Source organism: Methylocaldum sp. RMAD-M, from assembly GCF_017832375.1.
GTDB lineage: Bacteria > Pseudomonadota > Gammaproteobacteria > Methylococcales > Methylococcaceae > Methylocaldum.
The window spans coordinates 12,744-33,785 of record NZ_JAFIBZ010000029.1 but is presented as its reverse complement, the minus strand read 5'-3'; the positions used below and the strand labels follow the sequence as shown (position 1 = coordinate 33,785).

At 57.9% G+C, this 21,042-nt stretch carries 14 protein-coding genes; 8 read left to right on the top strand and 6 right to left on the bottom strand.

The features are described 5' to 3' along the window. Nucleotides 1-79: 79 nt before the first annotated feature. Complete coding sequence (locus JOD69_RS20270) at nucleotides 80-1,702, top strand: MraY family glycosyltransferase (protein WP_086133790.1); 1,623 nt, start codon at nucleotides 80-82, stop codon at nucleotides 1,700-1,702. 338 nt (nucleotides 1,703-2,040) lie between these two features. On the opposite strand, the gene JOD69_RS20265 is transcribed toward JOD69_RS20270, so the two are convergent. Continuing rightward, the gene (locus JOD69_RS20265) at nucleotides 2,041-3,429 is read right to left on the bottom strand and encodes a class II fumarate hydratase (protein WP_077731864.1); all 1,389 of its coding nucleotides are present in this window, start codon (nucleotides 3,427-3,429) and stop codon (nucleotides 2,041-2,043) included. Between the two features lie 63 nt (nucleotides 3,430-3,492). Further along, nucleotides 3,493-3,744 carry a glutaredoxin family protein gene (locus tag JOD69_RS20260; protein WP_077731863.1) on the bottom strand — a complete coding sequence of 84 codons (252 nt, stop codon included), beginning with the start codon at nucleotides 3,742-3,744 and terminating at the stop codon, nucleotides 3,493-3,495. Nucleotides 3,745-4,592: 848 nt separating this feature from the next. On the opposite strand from JOD69_RS20260, the gene JOD69_RS20255 reads away from it, so the two are divergent. After that, entirely contained in the window at nucleotides 4,593-7,634 is a 3,042-nt protein-coding gene (locus tag JOD69_RS20255; RefSeq protein ID WP_210024183.1) for an AAA family ATPase, read from the top strand. Nucleotides 7,635-7,641: 7 nt separating this feature from the next. On the opposite strand, the gene JOD69_RS20250 is transcribed toward JOD69_RS20255, so the two are convergent. Together JOD69_RS20250 and metH are read right to left on the bottom strand one after the other, a co-directional pair. Continuing rightward, entirely contained in the window at nucleotides 7,642-9,465 is a 1,824-nt protein-coding gene (locus JOD69_RS20250; RefSeq protein ID WP_168183777.1) for a TonB-dependent receptor, read from the bottom strand. A gap of 113 nt (nucleotides 9,466-9,578) precedes the next feature. After that, nucleotides 9,579-13,280: a methionine synthase gene (gene metH, locus JOD69_RS20245; protein ID WP_086133793.1), complete on the bottom strand. Its 3,702-nt coding sequence runs from the start codon at nucleotides 13,278-13,280 to the stop codon at nucleotides 9,579-9,581. Between the two features lie 249 nt (nucleotides 13,281-13,529). Here metH and JOD69_RS20240 point away from each other — a divergent pair, with 249 nt between their 5' ends. The 6 genes from JOD69_RS20240 to JOD69_RS20215 all read left to right on the top strand — a co-directional run bounded on the left by JOD69_RS20240 (nucleotide 13,530) and on the right by JOD69_RS20215 (nucleotide 19,241). After that, nucleotides 13,530-13,925 (top strand): hypothetical protein, encoded by a 396-nt coding sequence (locus JOD69_RS20240; RefSeq protein ID WP_077731893.1) that lies wholly within the window; start codon nucleotides 13,530-13,532, stop codon nucleotides 13,923-13,925. A 16-nt stretch (nucleotides 13,926-13,941) separates the two neighbouring features. Next, nucleotides 13,942-14,370: a hypothetical protein gene (locus JOD69_RS20235; protein WP_077731858.1), complete on the top strand. Its 429-nt coding sequence runs from the start codon at nucleotides 13,942-13,944 to the stop codon at nucleotides 14,368-14,370. Nucleotides 14,371-14,449: 79 nt separating this feature from the next. Continuing rightward, nucleotides 14,450-14,626 carry a DUF2970 domain-containing protein gene (locus tag JOD69_RS20230; protein WP_240502611.1) on the top strand — a complete coding sequence of 59 codons (177 nt, stop codon included), beginning with the start codon at nucleotides 14,450-14,452 and terminating at the stop codon, nucleotides 14,624-14,626. Between the two features lie 222 nt (nucleotides 14,627-14,848). After that, nucleotides 14,849-16,363 carry an FAD-dependent oxidoreductase gene (locus JOD69_RS20225; RefSeq protein ID WP_210024182.1) on the top strand — a complete coding sequence of 505 codons (1,515 nt, stop codon included), beginning with the start codon at nucleotides 14,849-14,851 and terminating at the stop codon, nucleotides 16,361-16,363. Between the two features lie 354 nt (nucleotides 16,364-16,717). Continuing rightward, nucleotides 16,718-18,373: a peroxidase family protein gene (locus JOD69_RS20220; RefSeq protein WP_077731855.1), complete on the top strand. Its 1,656-nt coding sequence runs from the start codon at nucleotides 16,718-16,720 to the stop codon at nucleotides 18,371-18,373. A gap of 415 nt (nucleotides 18,374-18,788) precedes the next feature. Then, nucleotides 18,789-19,241, top strand: a complete 453-nt coding sequence (locus JOD69_RS20215) for a YaiI/YqxD family protein (RefSeq protein ID WP_077731854.1) — start codon at nucleotides 18,789-18,791, stop codon at nucleotides 19,239-19,241. A 51-nt stretch (nucleotides 19,242-19,292) separates the two neighbouring features. Here the strand turns inward: JOD69_RS20215 and JOD69_RS24885 are convergent, their stop codons facing one another. Both JOD69_RS24885 and JOD69_RS20210 read right to left on the bottom strand, forming a co-directional pair. Further along, complete coding sequence (locus tag JOD69_RS24885) at nucleotides 19,293-19,742, bottom strand: hypothetical protein (protein ID WP_245245705.1); 450 nt, start codon at nucleotides 19,740-19,742, stop codon at nucleotides 19,293-19,295. Further along, entirely contained in the window at nucleotides 19,670-20,953 is a 1,284-nt protein-coding gene (locus tag JOD69_RS20210) for a hypothetical protein (RefSeq protein WP_245245704.1), read from the bottom strand. The genes JOD69_RS24885 and JOD69_RS20210 overlap by 73 nt, the downstream gene beginning before the upstream one ends. Nucleotides 20,954-21,042: the final 89 nt, after the last annotated feature.

The following is a 21,042-nucleotide window of genomic DNA, read 5'->3' as shown; positions in this document are numbered from 1 at the left end:
TGGGTTCCGGCATTCCCTGCCGGAACGACGGTATGGAGCTTAATTTAGCGGTATTGGCAGGTACGGATAAGGATTTTCTATGCAGCTTTTTGTGCTGTTCTTGACCACCCTGTTTCTAGCCATGGTGCTGGTGGCCGCACTGATCCGATTTTCTGCGCCGCTCGGCCTGGTGGATGTTCCCGATGCGCGGAAGGTCCATGTTTCGGCGATTCCACGGGTGGGCGGGATCGGCATGGTCATTGCGACCATCGTGGCGCTGCTCCTGGAGTTCGATCTCGATTCCGGATTCCGGATCTGCCTGCTCGGCGTCGGCATTCTAAGCGTGTTCGGCTTACTCGACGATCGCTACGACCTGAACTACAAGATCAAGTTTTTCGGTCAGTTCGTGGCGGTGCTGGTGGTGGTCGTTTTCGGCGACATCGTTATCCGCCGCTTGTGTTTTTGGGACTGCGGACCGCTGCCCGATGCCGTCGCTTACCCGCTGACGGTATTCTTTTTGCTCGGCGTGACGAATGCGATGAATCTGGCCGACGGTTTGGACGGACTGGCGGCGGGACTCAGCATTCTGAGTCTGGCTTGCATTGCGTTTCTAGCCGATTTGGCCGACGGCTATCAAACAATAGCGACTGCTGTTGCCATCCTGGGCGCCATCTTGGGATTTCTGCGCTACAACACCCACCCGGCCATCGTGTTCATGGGCGATACGGGCAGCCAGTTTCTGGGCTTCTCGGCGGGCGTTCTTGCCGTGTTGCTTACGCAAAAGGTCAATACGGCGCTGAGCGGTTCTTTGCCGCTGCTGATCTTGGGATTGCCGATCATCGACACTTTGCTGGTCATGGGGCATCGGATACTTCGCGGCGTGTCGCCGTTCAAGCCGGACCGGAACCATTTTCACCATAAGCTCCTGTCTCTGGGTTTCGACCATTATGAGGCAGTGCTGACGACGTACGTGGTCCAGGCGTCCTGCATTCTTCTCGCGTATTTTCTCCGTTACGAGTCCGACCTATTGGTTCTGGCGATCTATCTGGCCCTGTTCGCCGTGGTCGGAGCATTCTTCCCGCTCGCACAGGCGTTCCGTTGGCGCTTGCATGGAGTCGACCGTGGCCAGGCGTCGTTTCTCACCCGAAAATTGAATTTGATTCTGGAGAAAGCCTGGCTGGACAAAACGGCCTATCAGGCCGTCCGTCTCGCCGTGCCGTTGTTCCTGGTCGCAACCGCCGTCACAACGAAGGAGGAGGATCTGGACGAGATTGCGGTGTTTGCCGCGGGAATTCTGGTGACCTGGCTGGTTTGGGTAGGGGCTCGTCTTCCCGGTGCGGGCTTCATCGAGCGCGTGGCCGTTTACTCGAGCGTGATCCTGGTGGTTTATCTCGCCCAGACCGCCGGTTTCGAGTACTCGGAGGCGGAGCGCTGGTTCAATTACGCTATCGCCTTGCTGGCCGTCATCGTGGGCGTGGGCGTGCGGTTTTCGGGGCGCTACTTCACCCTGACGCCGTCGGACTTCCTGGTGATGTTCGTGCTGTTGGTCGCGGCGAACTTACCGGTTTTTAGTCAAGTCAACTACGCCAAGATCGCCGTCCAATCGGCGATCCTGCTGTACGGCGTCGAATACGTCCTGCGCCGCGGGAGCGGAACCGTCTGGGCGGTGCGGAGCGGTGGGATGCTGGCTCTGATCGCGCTGGCTCGCTGGATGGTTCTTTGAGCCGGGTTCTCCGTACACTCGAACGCGGCCCGAGATCAGCGGAGCGTTTCATCCCAAAAACGGGGGGGCGCCGTGGTAGGTGCGAATTTATTCGCACAGTCAACGGCTTATTCCGTTCGGCATTCGAATGGACATTCATCGTAGGATGGGTAGAGCGAAGCGAAACCCATCGATGGTGGGTTAGCGCAGCGTAACCCACCGATTCGCGGTCGCTCGGTGGGTTACGGCCTCGCGGCCTAACCCACCCTACAAAAAATTGATTCCTTGTCGGGAATGGATTCCCGACCTACGACCCGGCGGTTCGACGTAGGTCGGCAATCCCTTGCCGACGAATCCCTTCAGCCCTGAATGCCTCCTTCCGTCAGCTTCGCGGGATCCAGAAGCTCGGACAATTCCTCGCGCGGAATCCCGGTCATTTCGGCGGCCACGTCGATGATCGGCCGTTGCTGCTTGTAGGCCGCTTTGGCGATTTCCGCCGCTTTGAGATAGCCGATGACGGGATTCAGCGCGGTAACCAGAATGGGATTGAGTGCCAACGCTTTCTTTAAATTGTCTTCACGAACGACGAAATCGGCGATGGCCTTATCCGCCAATTGACGCGAGACGTTCGCCAGCAGGTCGATGCTTTGCAGCAGATTGTATGCGACGACCGGCAGCATGACGTTGAGCTGGAACGATCCGGACTGGCCGGCGACAGTAATCGTGGCATCGTTGCCGATGACTTGTGCGGCGACCATGCAAACAGCCTCCGGAATCACCGGATTGACTTTGCCCGGCATGATGGAACTGCCGGGCTGTAGCGCCGGCAGTTCGATTTCACCTAGACCCGCCAGGGGGCCGGAATTCATCCAGCGGAGATCATTGGCGATTTTCATGAGGCTGACCGCCACGGTCTTCAGTTGGCCCGACAATTCCACGGCCGCGTCCTGGCAACTCAGGCTTTCGAAAAACGAGGCATTGGGCGCGAACGGCAGGCCCGTGGCGTCGGAAAGCGCCTCCGCCATTTTCGCCGCGAACTCCGGATGGGCGTTGATGCCCGTACCTACGGCCGTGCCGCCCTGGGCGAGTTTGTAGATACGCGGTAATGAGGCGCGCAGACGCTCAACGCCGTTTTGGATTTGCAACGCCCAGCCGGAGAGTTCCTGGCTCAGGGTGACGGGCATGGCGTCCATGAGATGGGTGCGTCCGGTCTTGACCACGTGCTCGATCGATTGCGCCTTGTAGACGATCGTGGTCTGCAAATGCTCCAGTGCGGGGATGAGCTGTGCGTTGACGGCGAGCGCGGCGCTGACGTGGATCGCCGTCGGAATGACGTCATTGCTGCTTTGCCCCATGTTGACGTGGTCGTTGGCGCTCACGCTTTGTCCGCAGGCACGGGAGGCAAGCGTGGCGATGACTTCGTTGACGTTCATGTTGGTGCTGGTGCCGGAACCGGTTTGGAATACGTCGACCGGAAACTGGTTGCCGTAACGTCCGTCGATTATGTCCTGCGTTGCCCGCTCGATGGCCTCGGCAAAGCCGCAGTCCAAAACGCCCAAGTCTCTATTTACGCGGGCGGCGCACTGCTTGATCAAGGCTACGGCCGCGATAAAGGCCGGCGGCATCTTGAGTCCGCTGATCGGGAAATTTTCCACCGCGCGCTGAGTTTGGGCGGCATAAAGGGCATCGGCCGGCACCTGCAATTGGCCCATGCTGTCTTTTTCGATGCGGAAAGCGTTTTGGTTCATGACATTGAAAATCGGTTAAGTGTTAACGGATTAGTTAGGCCGCATGATGTTTGATAAGCCGGACTAGGACAGGCTATGGAGAAACTCGCCTAACCGTTCTTCGTCGAAGGGCCAGCCGAGTTCGGCACCCGATGCGGAATCGCGCACGACCGGAATCCGAACGCCATAGCGGTGTTCCAACTCGAGTTTCTCGGCGATATCTACTATCTCGACGGGAATCTCGGCGCCTTTCGCTTGAATCGCTTTAGACAGCAGAAATTCCGCGTCTTCGCACAAATGACAACCGTGTGTGCCGTAAAGTATTAGTCGAATCAATCTTGCTCGTCCTCGCTGGATACGACCGGAAGTTTGCGCATCGTCGTCCGGTTCCGGAGCGCGGCAATCTGGCCTCGGTGATAGGGGCAGTGACGGATGTCACGGGGACATCGCTCGCGAGCGGCTAAGCTTATCAGATTAGAGGGGAAACATGCCGAACGAAGATTGTTCGACCGCTCCACAAGTGGGGGGCCTTACGGATAGAGGTACTCAAGCAGCGGCGATGTCGTTTTTCTGGCGAGGACAAAAGAGAAAACGCCCGTTTCATGTCGCATCGGATAATGTCGGGCGTGGTTTCATCACGACGTCCGAAGTGTGGGCGTTTATGGCAGGTATTCGTCGACAGCGCGCCTGTCCCATCGTTTCCAGCTTGGAAACGATGCGGGGTAATCGATCCCGGTCGCCAAACGGTCGCCGGAACCGCTATGCTTAGCCCTCCGTTTAGCGAGCAGCGGGCGCGTGCCGCGTGCGTTGTTCGCACGGAAAATCGCCAGACGGTTGGGCATTCTCCGCGTTCTGAATTACCGAAATGACCGCCGGCCGAATCTGTTGATTGTTAACGAGGTAATTTGTCACAGACGGCGAAATGAATTTACTTGCAGACTGGCAATTCGCCCGGTTTGCCTTATCGAGGAAGCGCTCTGCGCGGCAAGCTCCATCGAAATCCTGAAGGGAGAGACGCTACGATGATAACGTCTTTGATCCGCACCACCCGGCGTGCGAATTTGCTGAGGGTTGGATTTTGATTTGTAAAGGTTCGAAAGTCGTCAGAAAACGGTCAGTTTTTGGTCAAATATGGTTTATTCCGCCAACTGCAATGCTAACCACGAATGCCGGAGCCTGTAGGTATGGAGATCGGTAAGAGTTTGCTATTCGGCCCTTTTCGGCTAGACGCCGGAAACGCCGTCTTGTGGCGAGGGTCGGAGGTGGTGAGCTTGCCGCCGAAAGCCTTTGCGCTTTTGCACTACTTGCTTATGAATCCCGGCCGGCTGTTAACCAAGGACGCTTTGCTCGATGCGGTCTGGCATCGCCGCTATGTCAGCGAGTCGGTTCTTAAAGGATGCGTCAACGAATTGCGCAAAGCTCTGGCGGATGATCCGAAGTCACCCACTTACATCGAAACGGTGGCGAAACACGGCTATCGCTTCATTGCCGAGGTAATGCAGGCAGACAGCCGGGAAGTTCGTGCGCCGGCACTGTCGCCAATAGCGGCCAATCGCGCCGCCCATGATGTGAATTCGATGTATTGGGTAGGGCGGCGGAGCGAGTTGGAATGGCTGGAAGCACGCTTCGAACGGGTAAGGCGTGGTGAGCGTCAGATAGTCTTCTTCACCGGCGAGGCCGGGATAGGCAAGACCACCCTAATCGATATGTTTCTGGCTCGCGCCAACGGCACGAATCTGGGGCTGCTACGCGCCCGATGCGTCGAACAGTGCGGTGCGGGAGAGGCGTTTATGCCTTTGATCGAGGCTTTGGAGAACGAATGCCGCGGAGCTGGCGCGCAGCAATTGGTCGACCGGCTGCACCGACATGCACCGACCTGGCTGATGCAAATGAACTCGGTCTTGACGCCCGCGGATAAGGACAAGCTCAGCCAGCAGGTCCTGGGCGCAACGAATGCCCGAATGCTCAGAGAGGCGGCGGAGTTTTTCGAGAGCATCAGCTCCGAATTTCCCTTGGTCCTGGTGATCGACGATTTGCATTGGGGCGATTATGCGACGGTCGATCTTATCTCTCTATTAGGGCGTCGAAGTTCACCGGCTCAGTTATTCGTCATCGCGACATACCGACCGGTCGACGTAAGTTTGACGCAACACCCGATCAAGCGGATCAGGCACGAATTGCAGGCGCGCGGTTTATGCGCCGAGCTGGCCTTGTGCGGTCTGGGCGAGGACGAAATCAAGGAATATTTGGTATCGCGCTATCCCGAAGAGGGGGGGCATGAGACTTTATCGTCGTCCATTTACCGATGGACCGAGGGCCATCCCTTTTTCATGGTAAATCTGGTCGAACATCTGGTCGATTTGGGGCGCCTTACATCGAGTTCCTACGATACGGGCTCGAAGCTGGCGATACCCGATAATCTCTTGGAAATGATAGACGCGCAAATCGATCGCCTGAGCGCTTCCGAGCGGCGCTTGCTCGAAATGGCGAGCGTATTCGGCGTCGAATGGTCTGCGGCACTGCTGGCAGCCGTATCCGGCGAAGATTTGGCGACGATCGAACTGTGTTGCGATGAACTCCGCCGGCGCGGCCAGATGTTGAAGTCATGCGGTGCCGACGAGTGGGCGGACGGGATAATGGCCGGACGCTATGGTTTTCGGCATTCCCTCTATCGCGAAATCCTTTATCGCCGCCTTGCGCCCGGGCGCCGGATGCAGTTGCACCGGTCCACCGGAGAATGCTTGGAAAATGGATACGGCGAGAAATCCAAAACGATCGCGGCGGAATTGGCCAATCATTTCGAGCAAGGCAAACAGCTGTCTAAGGCAATCATGTATCTGCGTCTGGCGTCGGAGAACGCCGTGAGCCGCTATGCCAACCGAGAAGCGATAGACTACATCAGCCACGCGCTACGCCTGTCCGAGTCGCTTCCGGAGGCGGAACGCGAGGCCTTAATCATGGAATTGCTGTTCAGACGCGGTGTCGTAAAGCGTTCTATGGACGACACCGATGGCGCCATGGAAGACTTTTCGGCTATTCGCAAGCTTGCGGTCAGCGCGGGTCTTCCGCTTTGGGAGCTCAAAGCCTTGATTGAACAAGGCAGGGTTTGTTATTGGATGGATCGGCCCCGCTGCCTCGCGTTAGTGACCGAGGCGGTAGAACGCGCTCTGGATTTAAAGGACGAGATGATCGAAATCCTGGTTCGAGGCTCCTGGGCTGGATGGCATAACACTTTGCAGGGATGGAGCGAGCACTACATCCGGGATTGTCGAAAGGCCATGGATATGGCCCGCGCAACGCGGAATCGCGAATTGCTTAACGCCAGCCTCACCTTGCATTCCAGTTTCGAATACGCCAGGGCCGACTATCGGTCGGCGATCGCTCTCGCACGCGAGGCAATGGAGATCGCTCAGAACCGGGGCGACGCATTGCAATACATGGTTTGCGAGGCCCTTTGCATAAGGTCGATGCTGCACATCGGAGAGTGGGGGGAAGCCCGGCGCCATATCGCCAAAGCGTTAGAGATGGCCGAAAGGAACGGCAATGTCTTTGCAATCATCCATTTCACTCTGCTCATGAGCTGGTTACACGAGCAGGCCTTGGATTACGAAGGTGCACGGAGTCTGTGCCAGGCCGCGATGGAAAAAATGCACGACCAGCGGGATTCCTCGAATGCCTTTTTCGGACTGATCCGGTCGGGCGCGGCCCATTTGGGTTTGAGGCAACACGCCGAAGCCTTCGAGAGTTTCGCCAAAGCCGATCAGCTGCTGGATGCCTGTCAGGGACTGATGGATTGGTACCTGCGGCCGCTCTTTCATTTGGGCCTGGGTGAATACTGGCTGACGCAAGGCCAGTGGGAAAAAGCCGAAGAGCAGGCCAACAAGGTTTGCGAGCTCTCGGCCTTGCCTCCCGATCCGGCTTATCTGGCGCTGGGACATCGGCTGTTGGCCGAAGTGGCCATGGGCCGAAAGGCATTGGATACGGCAGGCGCGGAAGTCGAACAGGCGTTGTCCCATCTCGGTACGATCGAGGCCGCACTCGCGGCATGGCGGGTGTACGCAACCGCTGCGGAGCTGGATAGCCGAAGGGGACGCCTCCCTGAAGCAGAAACCTACCGCCATCGCAGCGCAGCGATACTTCGAGGCTTGGCCGAATCCATGGACGAGGCGGATTGCCTGCGTCAGTCGCTGCTGCGACATCCGCTGTTAACCGGCATTTGCGAGTAATTCCAAATCAAAACTTCGCGTGAATTCCGCCGAATACCGTGGTTCCGGGAGTGTAGCGGGCGTAGATGCCGCCGGTTCGGTTGTTGGTAATATTGTCACCGCGCACATAAAGATCGAGTTGCGGCAACACGCGATAGGTGGCTATGAGATCGACACGGACGGTGTCGTCCGTGGCCAAAGTCGCCGCGCTATCGTTCCATTGCGAGCCTTGGTATGTTGCATTCGCGCGGAGGCTCAGCGGCAAGGCATCCAGGTTCCACTGCGTCCAGATGCGGCCGGATTTTTCCGGATGCACCGGCAAAGGCCGGTCGTTGTCCAGATTGCGGCTGTACTGATAAGTGAAGTCCAGACCGCTGCGGAGCTGTTCGGACCAGAGAACTTCCAACGAAGCCTCTGCTCCGGCGATGCGGGCCCGCGGCGTGTTGCCGAGGCGAACAAAGCGTCCCAAGCTGATTTCTGAAGTGATCAGGTCGTTATAGCGACCGTAGTAGCCGGTTACGGAGATGTATAGATTGCGGATCGGCACCCAATCGAATCCGGCATCTGCCGTCAAGCCTTTCTCCGGTTTGAGAATGGGACTGCCCAAGAGCGGCATATACAGTTCGCCGTAGCTGGGGGCGCGGAATGCGGTGCCCGCGTTGGCCCGGAGGCTCAAGGATGACGAAACGTCCCAGCGAGACCCGAAATGCAGTAGCGTGTGTTTGCCGTAGTCGTCGTGGCTTTCCACCCGGACGCCCGCTTCTTGGTACCATTTCCCCAAATCGGCCTGCAGCTCGGCAAATCCGATCACGGTCTTTCGCTCGTCGTGGAATTGCGACGATTGCAAGGGATGTTCACTTTCCCCATGCTCGTGACGCACCTGCCCACCCCACACCAGTCGCCAGGATCGCTGGCGCGTCTGATCGTTTAAAAGTGCGTGACTGTTGCGCCAATCGGCGAACATCAAATGGCTGCTGAAACTGAACGGTAGACGGCCGGCTCGAGCGGCGACGTCGTTCTCGGTGTAGGCCAGCTGCAACCGACTGGTCCAGTCATCGGTCAGATGCGCTGAGGCGGTATTTTGGGTCAGCCACAGTTTTTCGTGAAAATCCGTGGTCGCACTGTCGACGAACGTTGGAAGACCGGCCGGAGTCATCCCCGGTAGATCCGCGTCTTGCCATGAGTCTTTGTAGAGGGCGCTGCCGTCCACGGCCAAATCCGGCGTGAACCGCGCACCGTATCGCGCTATCCCTAAGGTGCTGCCGAAGCGGTCCCGCTCCGGATTGCCCCGGTCGGGTATGGCGTCGTACGCACCGTCGAATTGGTTCACCCGACTTCCGGTGACGGAAATGTCGGCATGCTCGGCCAGCAAGCCGCCGCTCAGTGTCGTGCGGAAGGTTCCGAAGCTTCCCCCTTCCGCGTGAACCAAACCATAATCTTCCGTGGTCCGTTTGGAACTCAGCTGAATGCTGCCGCCCAAAGCTTGGCTGGTGTAGTAGGCGTGGTTGGAACCGAGAACTACGGTGGCTCCGCCCAAGGCTTCGGCGGGAATGGTATCGAGCCAGCTCAGTGCCGGAAGTGCCGTCAGCAATGGTACGCCATCGAATGTCACCATGCCTTGGGTGTAAGTCACGCCGCGTACCCTCAGTCCCACGGCGCGACCCTCGCTGCCCCGGAGCACGAAAACGCCCGGCGTTCCGCGCAGGAAATCGTTGATATTGCTGTACTGCGAACTTTCGACGTCATTCCGTGACCGAAAAGTGGCATTGTTCGTAAGCGCTCGTGAGAGATTGTCGGTGGTTTGGGGCAGACCTTCCGTGGGAATCACGGTCACCGGAGGCAGTTCCGTCATATCCGCTCGCAATGAAGCCGGTGCACACTGCGCAATCAGTAAGACCGCGGCCGGACCGGCCAGACCCCGTTTGCCCACCTTGACCATGAATCGTGTTTAGCGATTATCGAAGGCTAATCCGGTTCGTAAGCCAGGATCGGCGCCAGCCACCGTTCGGCTTCCCTAAGCGTCACGCCTTTCCGTTTCGCGTAATCCTCGACCTGGTCGCGGCCGATCTTGCCGACGTTGAAATATTTCGCCGCCGGATGTGCCAGATACCATCCGCTGACGGAGGAAGCGGGGTACATCGCGAAAGACTCCGTCAAGCGGATGCCGCTGTTCTGTTCGGCTGCCAGCAGTTCGAACAGCGCGGCCTTTTCGGTGTGGTCCGGACAGGCGGGATAGCCGGGGGCAGGGCGGATGCCCCGATACGCCTCGGCGATCAGTTGCTGGTTGCTGAGCTGCTCGTCCGGCGCGTAGCCCCAGAACTCGCGGCGAACCCGCCGGTGCATCAGTTCGGCGAGGGCTTCCGCCAGACGATCGGCCAGGGCCTTGAGCATGATGCTGCTGTAGTCGTCGTGGTTGGCGGCGAAGCGGTCGAGATGTTTTTCGATGCCGTGGCCGGCGGTAACGGCGAAGCCCCCGATATAGTCGGGCACGCCGCTCTCTTTCGGCGCCACGAAATCGGACAGGCAGTAATTGGGCTGGCCGGGCGGTTTCACCGCCTGCTGGCGCAGATGGCGAAGGACGGTCAGCGTTTCCTTCCGGGTATCGTCGGCATACAGCAGGATATCGTCGGCAGATGCGTTAGCCGGGAAGAATCCGACCACCGCGCGGGCGGTCAGCCACTCTTCCGTGACCAAGGTTTCGAGCATGGCCTTAGCGTCCTTGAACAAGGTGCGCGCATGCTCTCCGACCACTTCGTCGTCGAGAATTTTCGGGTAGCTGCCCGCCAGCTCCCAGGTATGGAAAAAAGGCGACCAGTCGATGTAATCGACAATTTCCCGCAACGGGTAATGATCGAATACCCGTAGACCCAAGAAAGTCGGATGCGGCGGCACGTAATGCTGCCAATCGCCATGAAAGGCGTTGGCGCGTGCCGCGGCGATCTCGTGCAGCGGGTTTTGTGCCTTGCGTCCCGCGTGGCGTTGGCGCACCTCTTCGTATTCGCGCCGCGTTTGCGAGATGAAATCGTCCCGCAAATCTTCGCTTAAAAGACTCCCGGCGATTCCGACACTTCGCGAGGCATCGGTCACGTAAACCGCCGGGCCGCTGTAGTTCGGCTCGATCTTGACGGCGGTATGGGCGCGCGAGGTGGTTGCGCCTCCGATCAGGAGCGGCAGAGTGAAGCTCAGTCTTTCCATTTCCTTGGCGACATGGACCATTTCGTCCAGGGAAGGCGTGATCAGACCGGAGAGTCCGATGATATGGACGTCGTGCTCGCGCGCCGCTTCGAGGATCTTCTCGCAGGGCACCATGACGCCCAGATCGATCACTTCGAAGCCGTTGCATTGCAGCACGACGCCGACGATGTTCTTGCCGATGTCGTGCACGTCGCCTTTGACCGTGGCCAGCAGGATTCTGCCGTTCGATTGAATCGTACCGCCGGCTTTTTCCACTTCCATGAAGGGCATCAGATAGGCCACCGATTTCTTCATGACCCGGGCGGATTTGACCACCTGCGGCAGGAACATCTTGCCGGCGCCGAACAGGTCGCCGACCACGTTCATGCCCTGCATGAGCGGGCCTTCGATGACGTGCAAGGGGCGCGCGTATTGCTGGCGGGCCTCCTCGGTGTCTTGCTCGATGAATTCGTCGATACCTTTGACCAGCGCGTGCTCCAGGCGCTTCTCGACCGGCCAGTGGCGCCACGCGAGGTCTTCCTTCTTTTCGACGGTTCCGCCTTCGTCCCGGTATTTCTCGGCGATGGACAGAAGCTGTTCGGTGGCGTCCGGATGGCGCGCGAGGATCACATCCTCGATGGCATCCCGAAGTTCCGCCGGAATGTCTTCGTAAATCGCGAGCTGTCCGGCGTTGACGATACCCATGTCCATGCCGGCACGGATCGCATGGTAAAGAAAGACGGCGTGGATGGCTTCGCGTACCGGATTGTTGCCGCGAAAAGAGAAAGACACGTTGGAAACGCCGCCCGAGACCAGGGCATGGGGCAGGGTTTCCTTGATCTGGTGCACGGCTTCGATGTAATCGAGGCCGTAGCGGTTGTGCTCCTCGATGCCGGTGGCGACGGCGAAGATATTCGGGTCGAAGATGATGTCTTCGGCCGGGAGCCCGACCCGTTCGGTGAGAATCTTGTAAGCGCGGGCGCAGATTTCCACCTTGCGCTCGCGGGTGTCCGCCTGGCCCTGCTCGTCGAAGGCCATGACGATGACCGCGGCGCCGTAGCGGCGGACCAGCTTGGCGTGGCGGATGAACGCGTCTTCGCCTTCCTTGAGCGAAATCGAGTTGACGATGCCCTTGCCCTGAAGACATTTCAGTCCGGCTTCCAGGATGTCCCATTTGGACGAGTCCAGCATCACCGGCACGCGCGCGATGTCGGGTTCAGAGGCGATCAGGTTCAGGAAACGGACCATGGCGGCCTGTGAGTCGAGCATGCCTTCGTCCATGTTGACGTCGATGATCTGCGCGCCGTTCTCTACCTGCTGGCGGGCGACGTCGATGGCCTGCTCGTACTTCTCCTCGCGGATCAGGCGGCGAAAGGCCGCCGAGCCGGTGACGTTGGTGCGCTCGCCCACGTTGACGAACAAGGATTCGGGGCCGATGTTCAGGGGCTCGAGCCCGGCCAGGCGGCACTTCGGTTCGATAGCCGGCAGATGTCGCGGCGGGAAATGCTCCACGGCGTCGCGAATGGCTTTGATATGGGGCGGGCGAGTGCCGCAGCAGCCGCCTACGATGTTCAGAAATCCCTGCTCCGCCCATTCCGCGATTTCCTTGGCCATGGCTTCCGCCGATTCGTCGTATTCGCCGAATTCGTTGGGAAGTCCGGCGTTGGGGTGGGCCGAGACATGGGTGTCGGCGATGTGCGAAAGCTCTTCTATGTACTGCCGGAGCTGCTTGGCGCCCAGCGCGCAGTTGAAGCCGATGGAAATGGGTTGCGCGTGGCGCAGCGAATTCCAGAAAGCCTCCACGGTTTGCCCGGACAGGGTGCGGCCAGAGGCGTCGGTGATCGTGCCCGAGATCATGACCGGCAAGCGGAGTCCGCGGTCGTCGCAGTACTGTTCCACGGCGAAGACGGCGGCCTTGGCGTTCAGAGTGTCGAAGATCGTTTCGATGAGAATGATGTCCGCGCCGCCGTCGACCAGGCCTTGGGTGGCTTCGTAATAAGCGCTGACGAGATCGTCGAAACTGACGTTGCGAAAGCCGGGGTCGTTGACGTTGGGCGAAATCGAGGCGGTGCGGTTGGTCGGGCCCAATACGCCGGCGACGAACCGCGGCCGGTCGGGAGTCTTCTCGGACATGGCGTCGACCGCTTGCCGCACCAGCCGGGTCGCTTCCACGTTGAGTTCATAAGCCAGTTCCTCCATGCCGTAATCGGCGAGGCTGACCCGATTGGCGTTGAAGGTGTTGGTTTCAATGATGTCCGCACCCGCTTCCAGATAAGCGTCGTGAATCGCCCGGATGATCTGCGGCTGAGTGAGGCAGAGCAGGTCGTTGTTGCCCTTGAGATCTTTCGGCCAGTTCGCGAAACGCTCTCCGCGATAATCCTTTTCCTCGAGCCGGTAGCTTTGGATCATGGTGCCCATCGCGCCATCCAGGAAGAGAATCCTTTCGGAAAGAAGTTGTCTCAATAGTGCGGTGCGGGCGTTCAAATCGGTCATCGTGGGATATTCCGGGGTAAGGGAGAATTCGAACCGGCGTTTTGACGGCAAAGAGTTCTATTTTAGAGACAGACGGTCCGGCAATAAACCGGTTCATGCGCGGCAAGCCGGTGTATTCCTTGCCATAAGGAAATGAATGATGTCAAAATTCGGCTCGCTTTCAAGAATAGCAAGCTGTTCCGCCCCACGGATGCCTCTTTTTTTGCGGGGAAGAGCAACCGCTACAATAAACGTTCCGGGGAGATTTCTATGAATTTTCGAGCTTTCGGCGCAGCCGGCCTGATTTGGCTTGTTGGAGCCATGGGGACGACCGCTTTGGGAGAAGTCCCGCTAAAAGACAACAGCGAAATTGTGGGTACGTGGCGCCTCGAGTCGGTGGCTCCGGCACTTAATAAACCCAAGATCGAGGAAAATAGGACCTGGGAATTCAAATCTGACGGTACCATCGTCACTTCGGGTTACAACCGGCATTTCAAAGCGGAAGATCGGCACGAGTGGAAGTACAAGGTCGTGGACGGCAAGATCGTGGCGGATGATCCGGGGCGGCCGGGAAAAACGATCGATTACATGGTCTACGAAAAAACGCCCGACCGAATGATCCTGAAAGGCGGTATCGAAGGATTTTATTTCTTTAAAAAACAATAATTAGAGGAAACCGGATATGAATAAGTTTTTTCAGTTCAATAAAGATGACCGAACGATGTGGCTGGGCATGTTGGGAATTAGCGCGATCTTTATCGTGCTGATGTCGTTGTTTACGACCACGTCCCCTTTCTATTACGCGAAACGGATTCTGATCACGATCTTTATCATGTTTCTGCCGGGCTACGCGATTACCAAGCTGTTCTTCGATCATATGGAGTTCACGGAATACAGGGCGCTCGATAAATTCTTGGTTTCGTTCTTCTTTTCCATAGCCACGGTGCAAACCTTGTACTTCATCGCGACCTACGTGCGGACTTACGCCTTAAACGTGGATGAAGATGTCATCAGCAGTAACGCGATCTCGATATCGATTGCTCTCTTGGTTACCGCAGTTGCCTTTGGCGTCAAATTTTATTTGAACAAAAAGAAAACGATCGCATCTTAAAAATAGGCTTTGTTCGGCAGATTTGATGACAACTATGAGTTCCGGTGATTCTAATTCAAAAAGACCTACGGTATTTCAGGTGATTGCCAGTGTCGTCGCGGCGGCTTTCGGCGTTCAAAGCTCGGCTAACCGGGAGCGCGATTTCGCCTTTGGCTCAGCCAAGGCTTATATCATCGGCGGCATCATTTTTACGGTGCTGTTCGTGGTGGCCGTCATTGCCGTGGTGAATCTGGTGATCAAATCCGCCGGGACGTAGGAACGCTTGAACGGTGACGCCGTCAAAAACCCCGCAGGTTTGCCGCGGGGTTTTTCTTTGCACAGAATTTCGGCGTGTCGCTTGTCGAGGAGATCGGTTGACGAATTCTGGAGGCGACGATTAATCTTCCCTGAAGCGGTGCCCATGCCGCTTCGTTTCGCGACTTAACGCTTACGTTTAGTAAGCGATTCAGGGATCCCTAAGGACTAAACGGAGGCTAGGATGGCCGATATTCCCACCAAACATGTCTCGTACTGGATCGATTCGACGCCGGAAACGGGCTATCCGGAACTTCCGGGCGATCTTTCCGTCGATGTAGCCGTTGTCGGTGCCGGTATCGTGGGCCTCACCACGGCGCTTCTGCTGAAACGGGCTGGGCGCAGCGTGGCGGTGATCGACTCGCGGAAGATCGTCGGGCAGGTCACGGGGCGAACCACCGCCAAATTGACCTCGCTCCACGGTCTTATCTATTCCTATCTGATCAAAACTTTCGGCGAAGACGGCGCTCGCGCCTATGCCGAGTCGAATCAAGCCGCGATCGAGATAGTCGACACCATACGGACGCAACTCGGCAGCGACTGCGATTTCGAGCGTCAGTCGGCATTTACCGTTACCGAGTCGGAGGAGCAGGTGCCGGCATTGGAAGCCGAGATGGAAGCTGCCGCGAAGCTTGGATTGCCGGTCGATTTCGTCACCGAAACGACCTTGCGTTTTCCGATTGCCGGCGCGGTACGCTTCGATCACCAGGCGCGTTTCCACCCTCGGAAATACCTGCTGTCGGTCGCACAGGCGGTGAGCGGCGACGGCTGTGCGGTTTTCGAGAATACTCGAGTGCTGGACGTCGAAGAGGGTACCCCGTGCCGGGTGCTGACCGATAAGGGGAAAGTCGAGGCGCGAGACGTGGTCATCGCCACCAATATTCCCATTCTGGATAAAGGCGGATTCTTCGCCAAAGTGTTTCCGAGACAACATGTCGTCGTCGGGATTCGAGTTGCCCCGGAGCAAGTCCCCGACGGCATGTTTCTGTCGGTGGGAGAGCCCAAATATTCGGTTCGCGTCCATCCGACGGATAAAGGGCCGTTGCTGATCGTTTCGGGACAGGGCTATCGGACGGGGCACGCCGACACGGCGCAGAAGTCGAGAGAGCTCAGGTGGTTCGTCCAAAACCGCTTTCAGGTCACCTCTATCGAATACGAGTGGATCAATCAGGATTACGACGCTGCCGACCGAGTGCCTTATATCGGTCATCTCACGCCCGGCTCGAAGCACCTTTATACGGCAACCGGATTCAATGCCTGGGGTTTAACCAGCGGCACGGTGGCCGCTACGATCATTTCCGACGAGATTATCGGCAACCACAACCGCTGGGCGGAGCTCTACCGGGCTACGCGCGTGAATCTCAAGGCATCGGGCGGAAAGTTGCTGAAGGAGAACGTCCATGTCGGGGAAATGTGGTTAAGGGACAAATTGGCGTCCGGTCATAGAAAAACGGTGGAGACGGTTGCGCCCGGGGAAGGAGAGATCATCGATCTCCACGGCAAAAAAACCGCCGTGTATCGAAACGAGGAAGGCCGAATTCACGCCGTATCCGCCGTTTGCACGCATCTCGGCTGTATCGTTCACTGGAACAAAGCGGATAAGTCATGGGATTGTCCTTGCCACGGCTCGCGCTTCGATGCCGAAGGAAAGGTGATATCGGGGCCGACGCGAAAGGAACTCGAGCCTGTATCGTTGTAACCGGCCACAGGAGACGGTAAAGAAAATTCAGCCGTGAACCATCGTCGCAAACTTCCCTGGATTCGCCGCTAAGCTTGGGCGGTTGTCCCAGAATTCTTGATCGGTAATCATCCTGATTATTTTTCGTGTCGCATTTGAGTAATTATTTGTTCAAGTCGCGATACTTTTTGTTTTTCCGGAGATGCATCTTTAGTCAGGGCTCGGTTCATTGATTAACGGTCGAGCAGGTGCGCTCGCGGGCGTCGTGCGACCGGTTTGACTCGATGGCCGTATTAAACGGATTTGGACATTAGGAGAAATCCTTAACGCCCGGTAAAACGTCTTTTTACAGTAGCGCACAGGGACGTAAACGCTATGCAATCCGACGAACACCCCGCCGATTTACGGCAGACTCCTGAAAGAGGTGGCGCCGCGCTTTGGACTGCGGTGGCGCTAACCGTTTATTCCGTGTTGGGAGCCGTTCATGCAAAGGACTACCGAAGCATCGACGGTTACGGAAATAACATCGCCCATCCGACATGGGGTATGGCCGGTGCTTACCTGCTGCGCAGCGCGAGCGGAGCTCACTATACGGACGGCATTTCCTTGCCGGCTGGGGCCTCGCGTCCGAGTCCCCGCGAAATCAGCAATGCCGTTTTCGCCCAAAATGACGATCTGATTCCCGCGAAAGGCCGCCAGAGCGATTTCATGTGGACCTGGGGGCAATTTTTGGACCACGATATGGGACTCACCCAAGGAACGGCCGAAAGCTTTCCGATCAAGATTCCAGCGGGAGATCCGTTTTTCGATCCCCGGGGAACAGGCACAAAGACGATGCCTTTCTCGCGCGCCATCTTCGATCCGGCCACCGGGACGAGCACCGGCAACCCGCGCGAGCAGATCAATGAAATTACCGCTTACATCGACGGCTCCATGATTTACGGGTCCGACGAGGCTCGTGCCCGCTGGCTTCGGACCGGGCCGTATCTGAAAGGTTCGTCCGGCAATCTGCTCCCGTACAACGACGGGACCCAACCCAATGCGGGTTCGCCCGAGCAACCGAATTTTTCGTCGGCTCTATTCGTCGCGGGCGACATCCGGGCCAACGAGCAGCCCACGCTTGCGGCCATGCATACGCTGTTCATGCGCGAACACAATTACCAGGTCGACCGAATTCGCGAGGCAAATCCGGATCTCGATGACGAAGAACTGTATCAGCGCGCCAGGGAAATCGTCATCGCCGAAATTCAGCATGTTACGTACGAGGAATATCTGCCGGCGCTTTTGGGGCGAGGCGGTCTTCATATGAGATCGAGCTACGATGCCGGGGTCAATCCGGGGCTCAGCTCGCTTTTTTCGACAGCCGCCTTTCGGCTCGGGCATACCATGCTCAGCCCGTCAATCTTGCGTCTCAACGAAGACGGCTCGCCGATCAGGGAGGGCGCGCTTTCATTGCGGGAAGCATTCTTCGAGGCCACGCCTCCCATGCTGGCCGGCCGTGGCATCGATCCTCTCATCCGCGGTGTGGCGGTGCAGCGCATGCAGGAGCTGGATGAAAAAATCGTTGATGATGTTCGCAATTTTCTGTTCGGTGCGCCGGAGGCCGGCGGGTTGGATCTGGTTGCGTTCAATATCCAGCGCGGCCGTGACATGGGATTGCCCGATTTCAATACCGCGCGTGCGGATCTTGGCTTACCCCGCAGATCCAGTTTCTCCGAGATCACCTCGGATCGGGCTATGGCAACGAGCTTGGAGCGCCTTTACGGCAACGTCGACGACATCGATATGTTCGTGGGTCTTCTCTGCGAGGACGACATGCCCGGCACGATGTTGGGCGAAACGCTGAGAGCCATACTGATGGATCAGTTCCACCGCACTCGTTCCGGAGATCGCTACTGGTATACGCGGACCCTGAAGGGGAAGGATCTCGCTATGGTGCGCCAAACGCGCTTGTCCGACATCATTCGCCGCAATACGTCGATACGGAAGATTCAGAAAAACGTGTTTTTTGCACCGAATCACGATCGCTGAGGCAGGGGCCAGAGCACCCGATGGCGATTAGGCGGAGGCTTATCGCGGTCCGGTCGATGTCACCGTGAAAGAGCAATGATGGCACTGACGGTTGACTTACTGTGCGTAAAGAAAGTAAAGCCCTATTCGAATCGCCCTCACCCCATCCCTCTCCCGGAGGGAGAGGGGGCACTTGCGGCTTTACTTTCTTAACTATCAATAATTATGGCACTCCGTGCCTATCACCGGGACAATCTGCGAACGTTCCGCTCGCGCCAAACGATGGTATAAGCGTCCTTTGGTACCATTCGTATTACAATCGGCTGAATCACGGGCATGGGTTGAAGATGGGCAGGATAGCTCAATTCGATGATTCACCGGTGGCTGTGGCGGATGGATTTACTTGGTGCAGCCTTAACTAGTGAAGAAACTTGTCATGCAAATCTGGGTCGATGCCGACGCCTGTCCGAACGTCATCAAAGAGATTCTGTATCGTGCGGCGGAAAAACGGCAAATTTCGCTGACTCTCGTCGCTAACCAGCCCCTTCGAACGCCGCCGTCGCGTTATATCCAGGCCATTCAGGTGCCCGCCGGGTTCGATGTGGCCGACAACAAAATCGTTCAGGCAATTCAGCCCGGCGATCTCGCGGTTACCGCGGATATCCCGTTAGCCGCCGAAGTCGTCGAGAAGGGTGGTTATGCGCTCAACCCGAGGGGGCAGTTCTACACGAAAGACAATATCCGCGAACAACTGACGTTGCGAAACTTCATGACGGAGCTGCGCAATAGCGGGGTCGAAATGGGTGGCCCCTCGTCGTTGAGCCAGGGCGACCGCCAGGCGTTCGCGAATCAGCTGGATCGTTTCTTATCCCGACAAGGCAGGAACTGACCAGAGCTTCACGTCCACCGTGACCCTATTCGATCGCCGTGCCTCAGCCCGTCAATAGCGCTCGAAGCCGGTCGCGGCGGCCGGTTCGGGTTTCGGTTCCGCCAACAGCGAGCGCTTGACGAAGAAGATAGCCGCCATCGGCATCGCCAGTCCGACGATGGCGACGGTGATGAACAGCGCGCCGAGTTCGCTGTAATCGGCTGGAATTTCTACGGCTCCGGTGCTGGCATTTCTGACCTCGCGCGTGACGGTGAATATCTGGTTCAGATATTTGGTGCCGAGTTGCGAGAGCGATAGCGCCAGATTGGTAAAGGCGGCCATGACCGCGAAATAGGTTGCCTTGAGCCTTTCCGGAGCCGAGTTGGCGATCCACGCGAGCATCGGGATCATCGCGATCTGGCCCAGGGGCGACTCGAGCGCCGTGTCGATCAGGGCGATGAACCGGGCATCGACGACGCCGCCGGTGCGGGCGGCGGTCCAATGGTGAAATCCGTAGAACATCGCGATATTGGGCAAGAAAAGGACGCGCCGGCAATGGTCAAGAAGGCAATGATATAGGTGATCGGACGCTCGGCCATGAAGCGGCGGAAGATGAACATGCCGAACAGCGTCAATGCGCTGGCGACCAGCGAAAGCTGAGATAGAAACTGTTGATCGAAACCGAGCTCGTCGATCATCCACCAGGTCGAACCGGCGCCGGTCGTGGGGATCGCGCGGAATGCGAAAATCACGATAGCCGTGGCGTAGAGTTCGTGTCGCGCGCGCTCGGGAAGGTCTCGGGTCAATTGCCGCATCAGGAACAACACGATGCCGAGAGAACCCGCGAAGATGATTTCCTCGTTGAGTGGCACGGCGGCCAAGCCCATGCTGGCCGAGAACAGGACGAACACCAGGCCGCCGCCCAGAATCCACCAGTTGGCCTCGGGCAATTCGTCCATGGGTCTTCCCAGGAACCGCTCGATCTGGTCCATCTCGAAACCTTGAGCGGCTAGCCGCTGTACGTCGCGCCAGCGCAAAGCGGCGGCCAACGCCACGCCAAGAACGGAAACGGCCGGAATGATCAGCGCCAGGCGGTAAATCTGAAGATAAACCGCCGCTTTCTCCAATTCGCCAAGGTTTTCGACGCCGCTGAAAAGGTATACGTTGACGGCGGCGACCAGAACGGTGCCGCCGATGATCGCGACTCGCCCCAGGGTCTGCATGGTGGTGTGGGCCAGGCGAAGCTGTTCGTCGCCGACCGGACGGCCTTCTCGGTCCACGCGAGGTACGGCCTCGACGGTCATGGCGTCCGCCACCGTGTCCTGCAATACGTAACCGACCGGCGCCAGCAGGGCGGAAAGAACGTACCAGGTTTCGATCGGCATAAGCTCGCGCATGGCGTCCGGTTTGTCGAGCAGACCGATCATGATCAAGAGGCTGGCGGAAATCAGCCCGGCACCGAGAATGATGAGGCCGGACTTGTGGCGCCAGATCAAGTCGACCAGATGCCCCATAGGCATCTTCAAGGTCCAGGGCAGCATCATCCAAAAGCTGAGGGCGGCCAGGAACTCCGCGGACAGGCCCAGATATTCCTTGACGAAAAAGGTGCCGACGATGCCGGTCAGTCCGGAAATTCCGGCCGCCATGTAGACCATGAGGGGCGGAAGATAGCTCAGGCGCATTTGGCGGCCGAGGTCGAGAACGTTGCGGTCTAGCCATTCTCTCCAATGCATGGGAATCTCTCTCCTTGGTTGAATATTCCAAGCGATTGTAGAACAAGCGATCGAGCGGTCCGAGCTTTTTGGTTGCAAGTCAGTTCGGA

Bases quoted from the DNA above. Each gene is read 5' to 3' on its own strand.
- JOD69_RS20220 (WP_077731855.1), top strand. From the start codon at position 16,718: ATGCAATCCGACGAACACCCCGCCGATTTACGGCAGACTCCTGAAAGA.
- JOD69_RS20225 (WP_210024182.1), top strand. From the start codon at position 14,849: ATGGCCGATATTCCCACCAAACATGTCTCGTACTGGATCGATTCGACG.
- JOD69_RS20210 (WP_245245704.1), bottom strand. From the start codon at position 20,953: ATGCATTGGAGAGAATGGCTAGACCGCAACGTTCTCGACCTCGGCCGC.
- JOD69_RS20255 (WP_210024183.1), top strand. From the start codon at position 4,593: ATGGAGATCGGTAAGAGTTTGCTATTCGGCCCTTTTCGGCTAGACGCC.
- JOD69_RS20265 (WP_077731864.1), bottom strand. From the start codon at position 3,429: ATGAACCAAAACGCTTTCCGCATCGAAAAAGACAGCATGGGCCAATTG.
- JOD69_RS20240 (WP_077731893.1), top strand. From the start codon at position 13,530: ATGAATTTTCGAGCTTTCGGCGCAGCCGGCCTGATTTGGCTTGTTGGA.
- JOD69_RS24885 (WP_245245705.1), bottom strand. From the start codon at position 19,742: ATGTTCTACGGATTTCACCATTGGACCGCCGCCCGCACCGGCGGCGTC.
- JOD69_RS20270 (WP_086133790.1), top strand. From the start codon at position 80: ATGCAGCTTTTTGTGCTGTTCTTGACCACCCTGTTTCTAGCCATGGTG.
- JOD69_RS20215 (WP_077731854.1), top strand. From the start codon at position 18,789: ATGCAAATCTGGGTCGATGCCGACGCCTGTCCGAACGTCATCAAAGAG.
- metH (WP_086133793.1), bottom strand. From the start codon at position 13,280: ATGACCGATTTGAACGCCCGCACCGCACTATTGAGACAACTTCTTTCC.
- JOD69_RS20250 (WP_168183777.1), bottom strand. From the start codon at position 9,465: ATGACGGAACTGCCTCCGGTGACCGTGATTCCCACGGAAGGTCTGCCC.
- JOD69_RS20235 (WP_077731858.1), top strand. From the start codon at position 13,942: ATGAATAAGTTTTTTCAGTTCAATAAAGATGACCGAACGATGTGGCTG.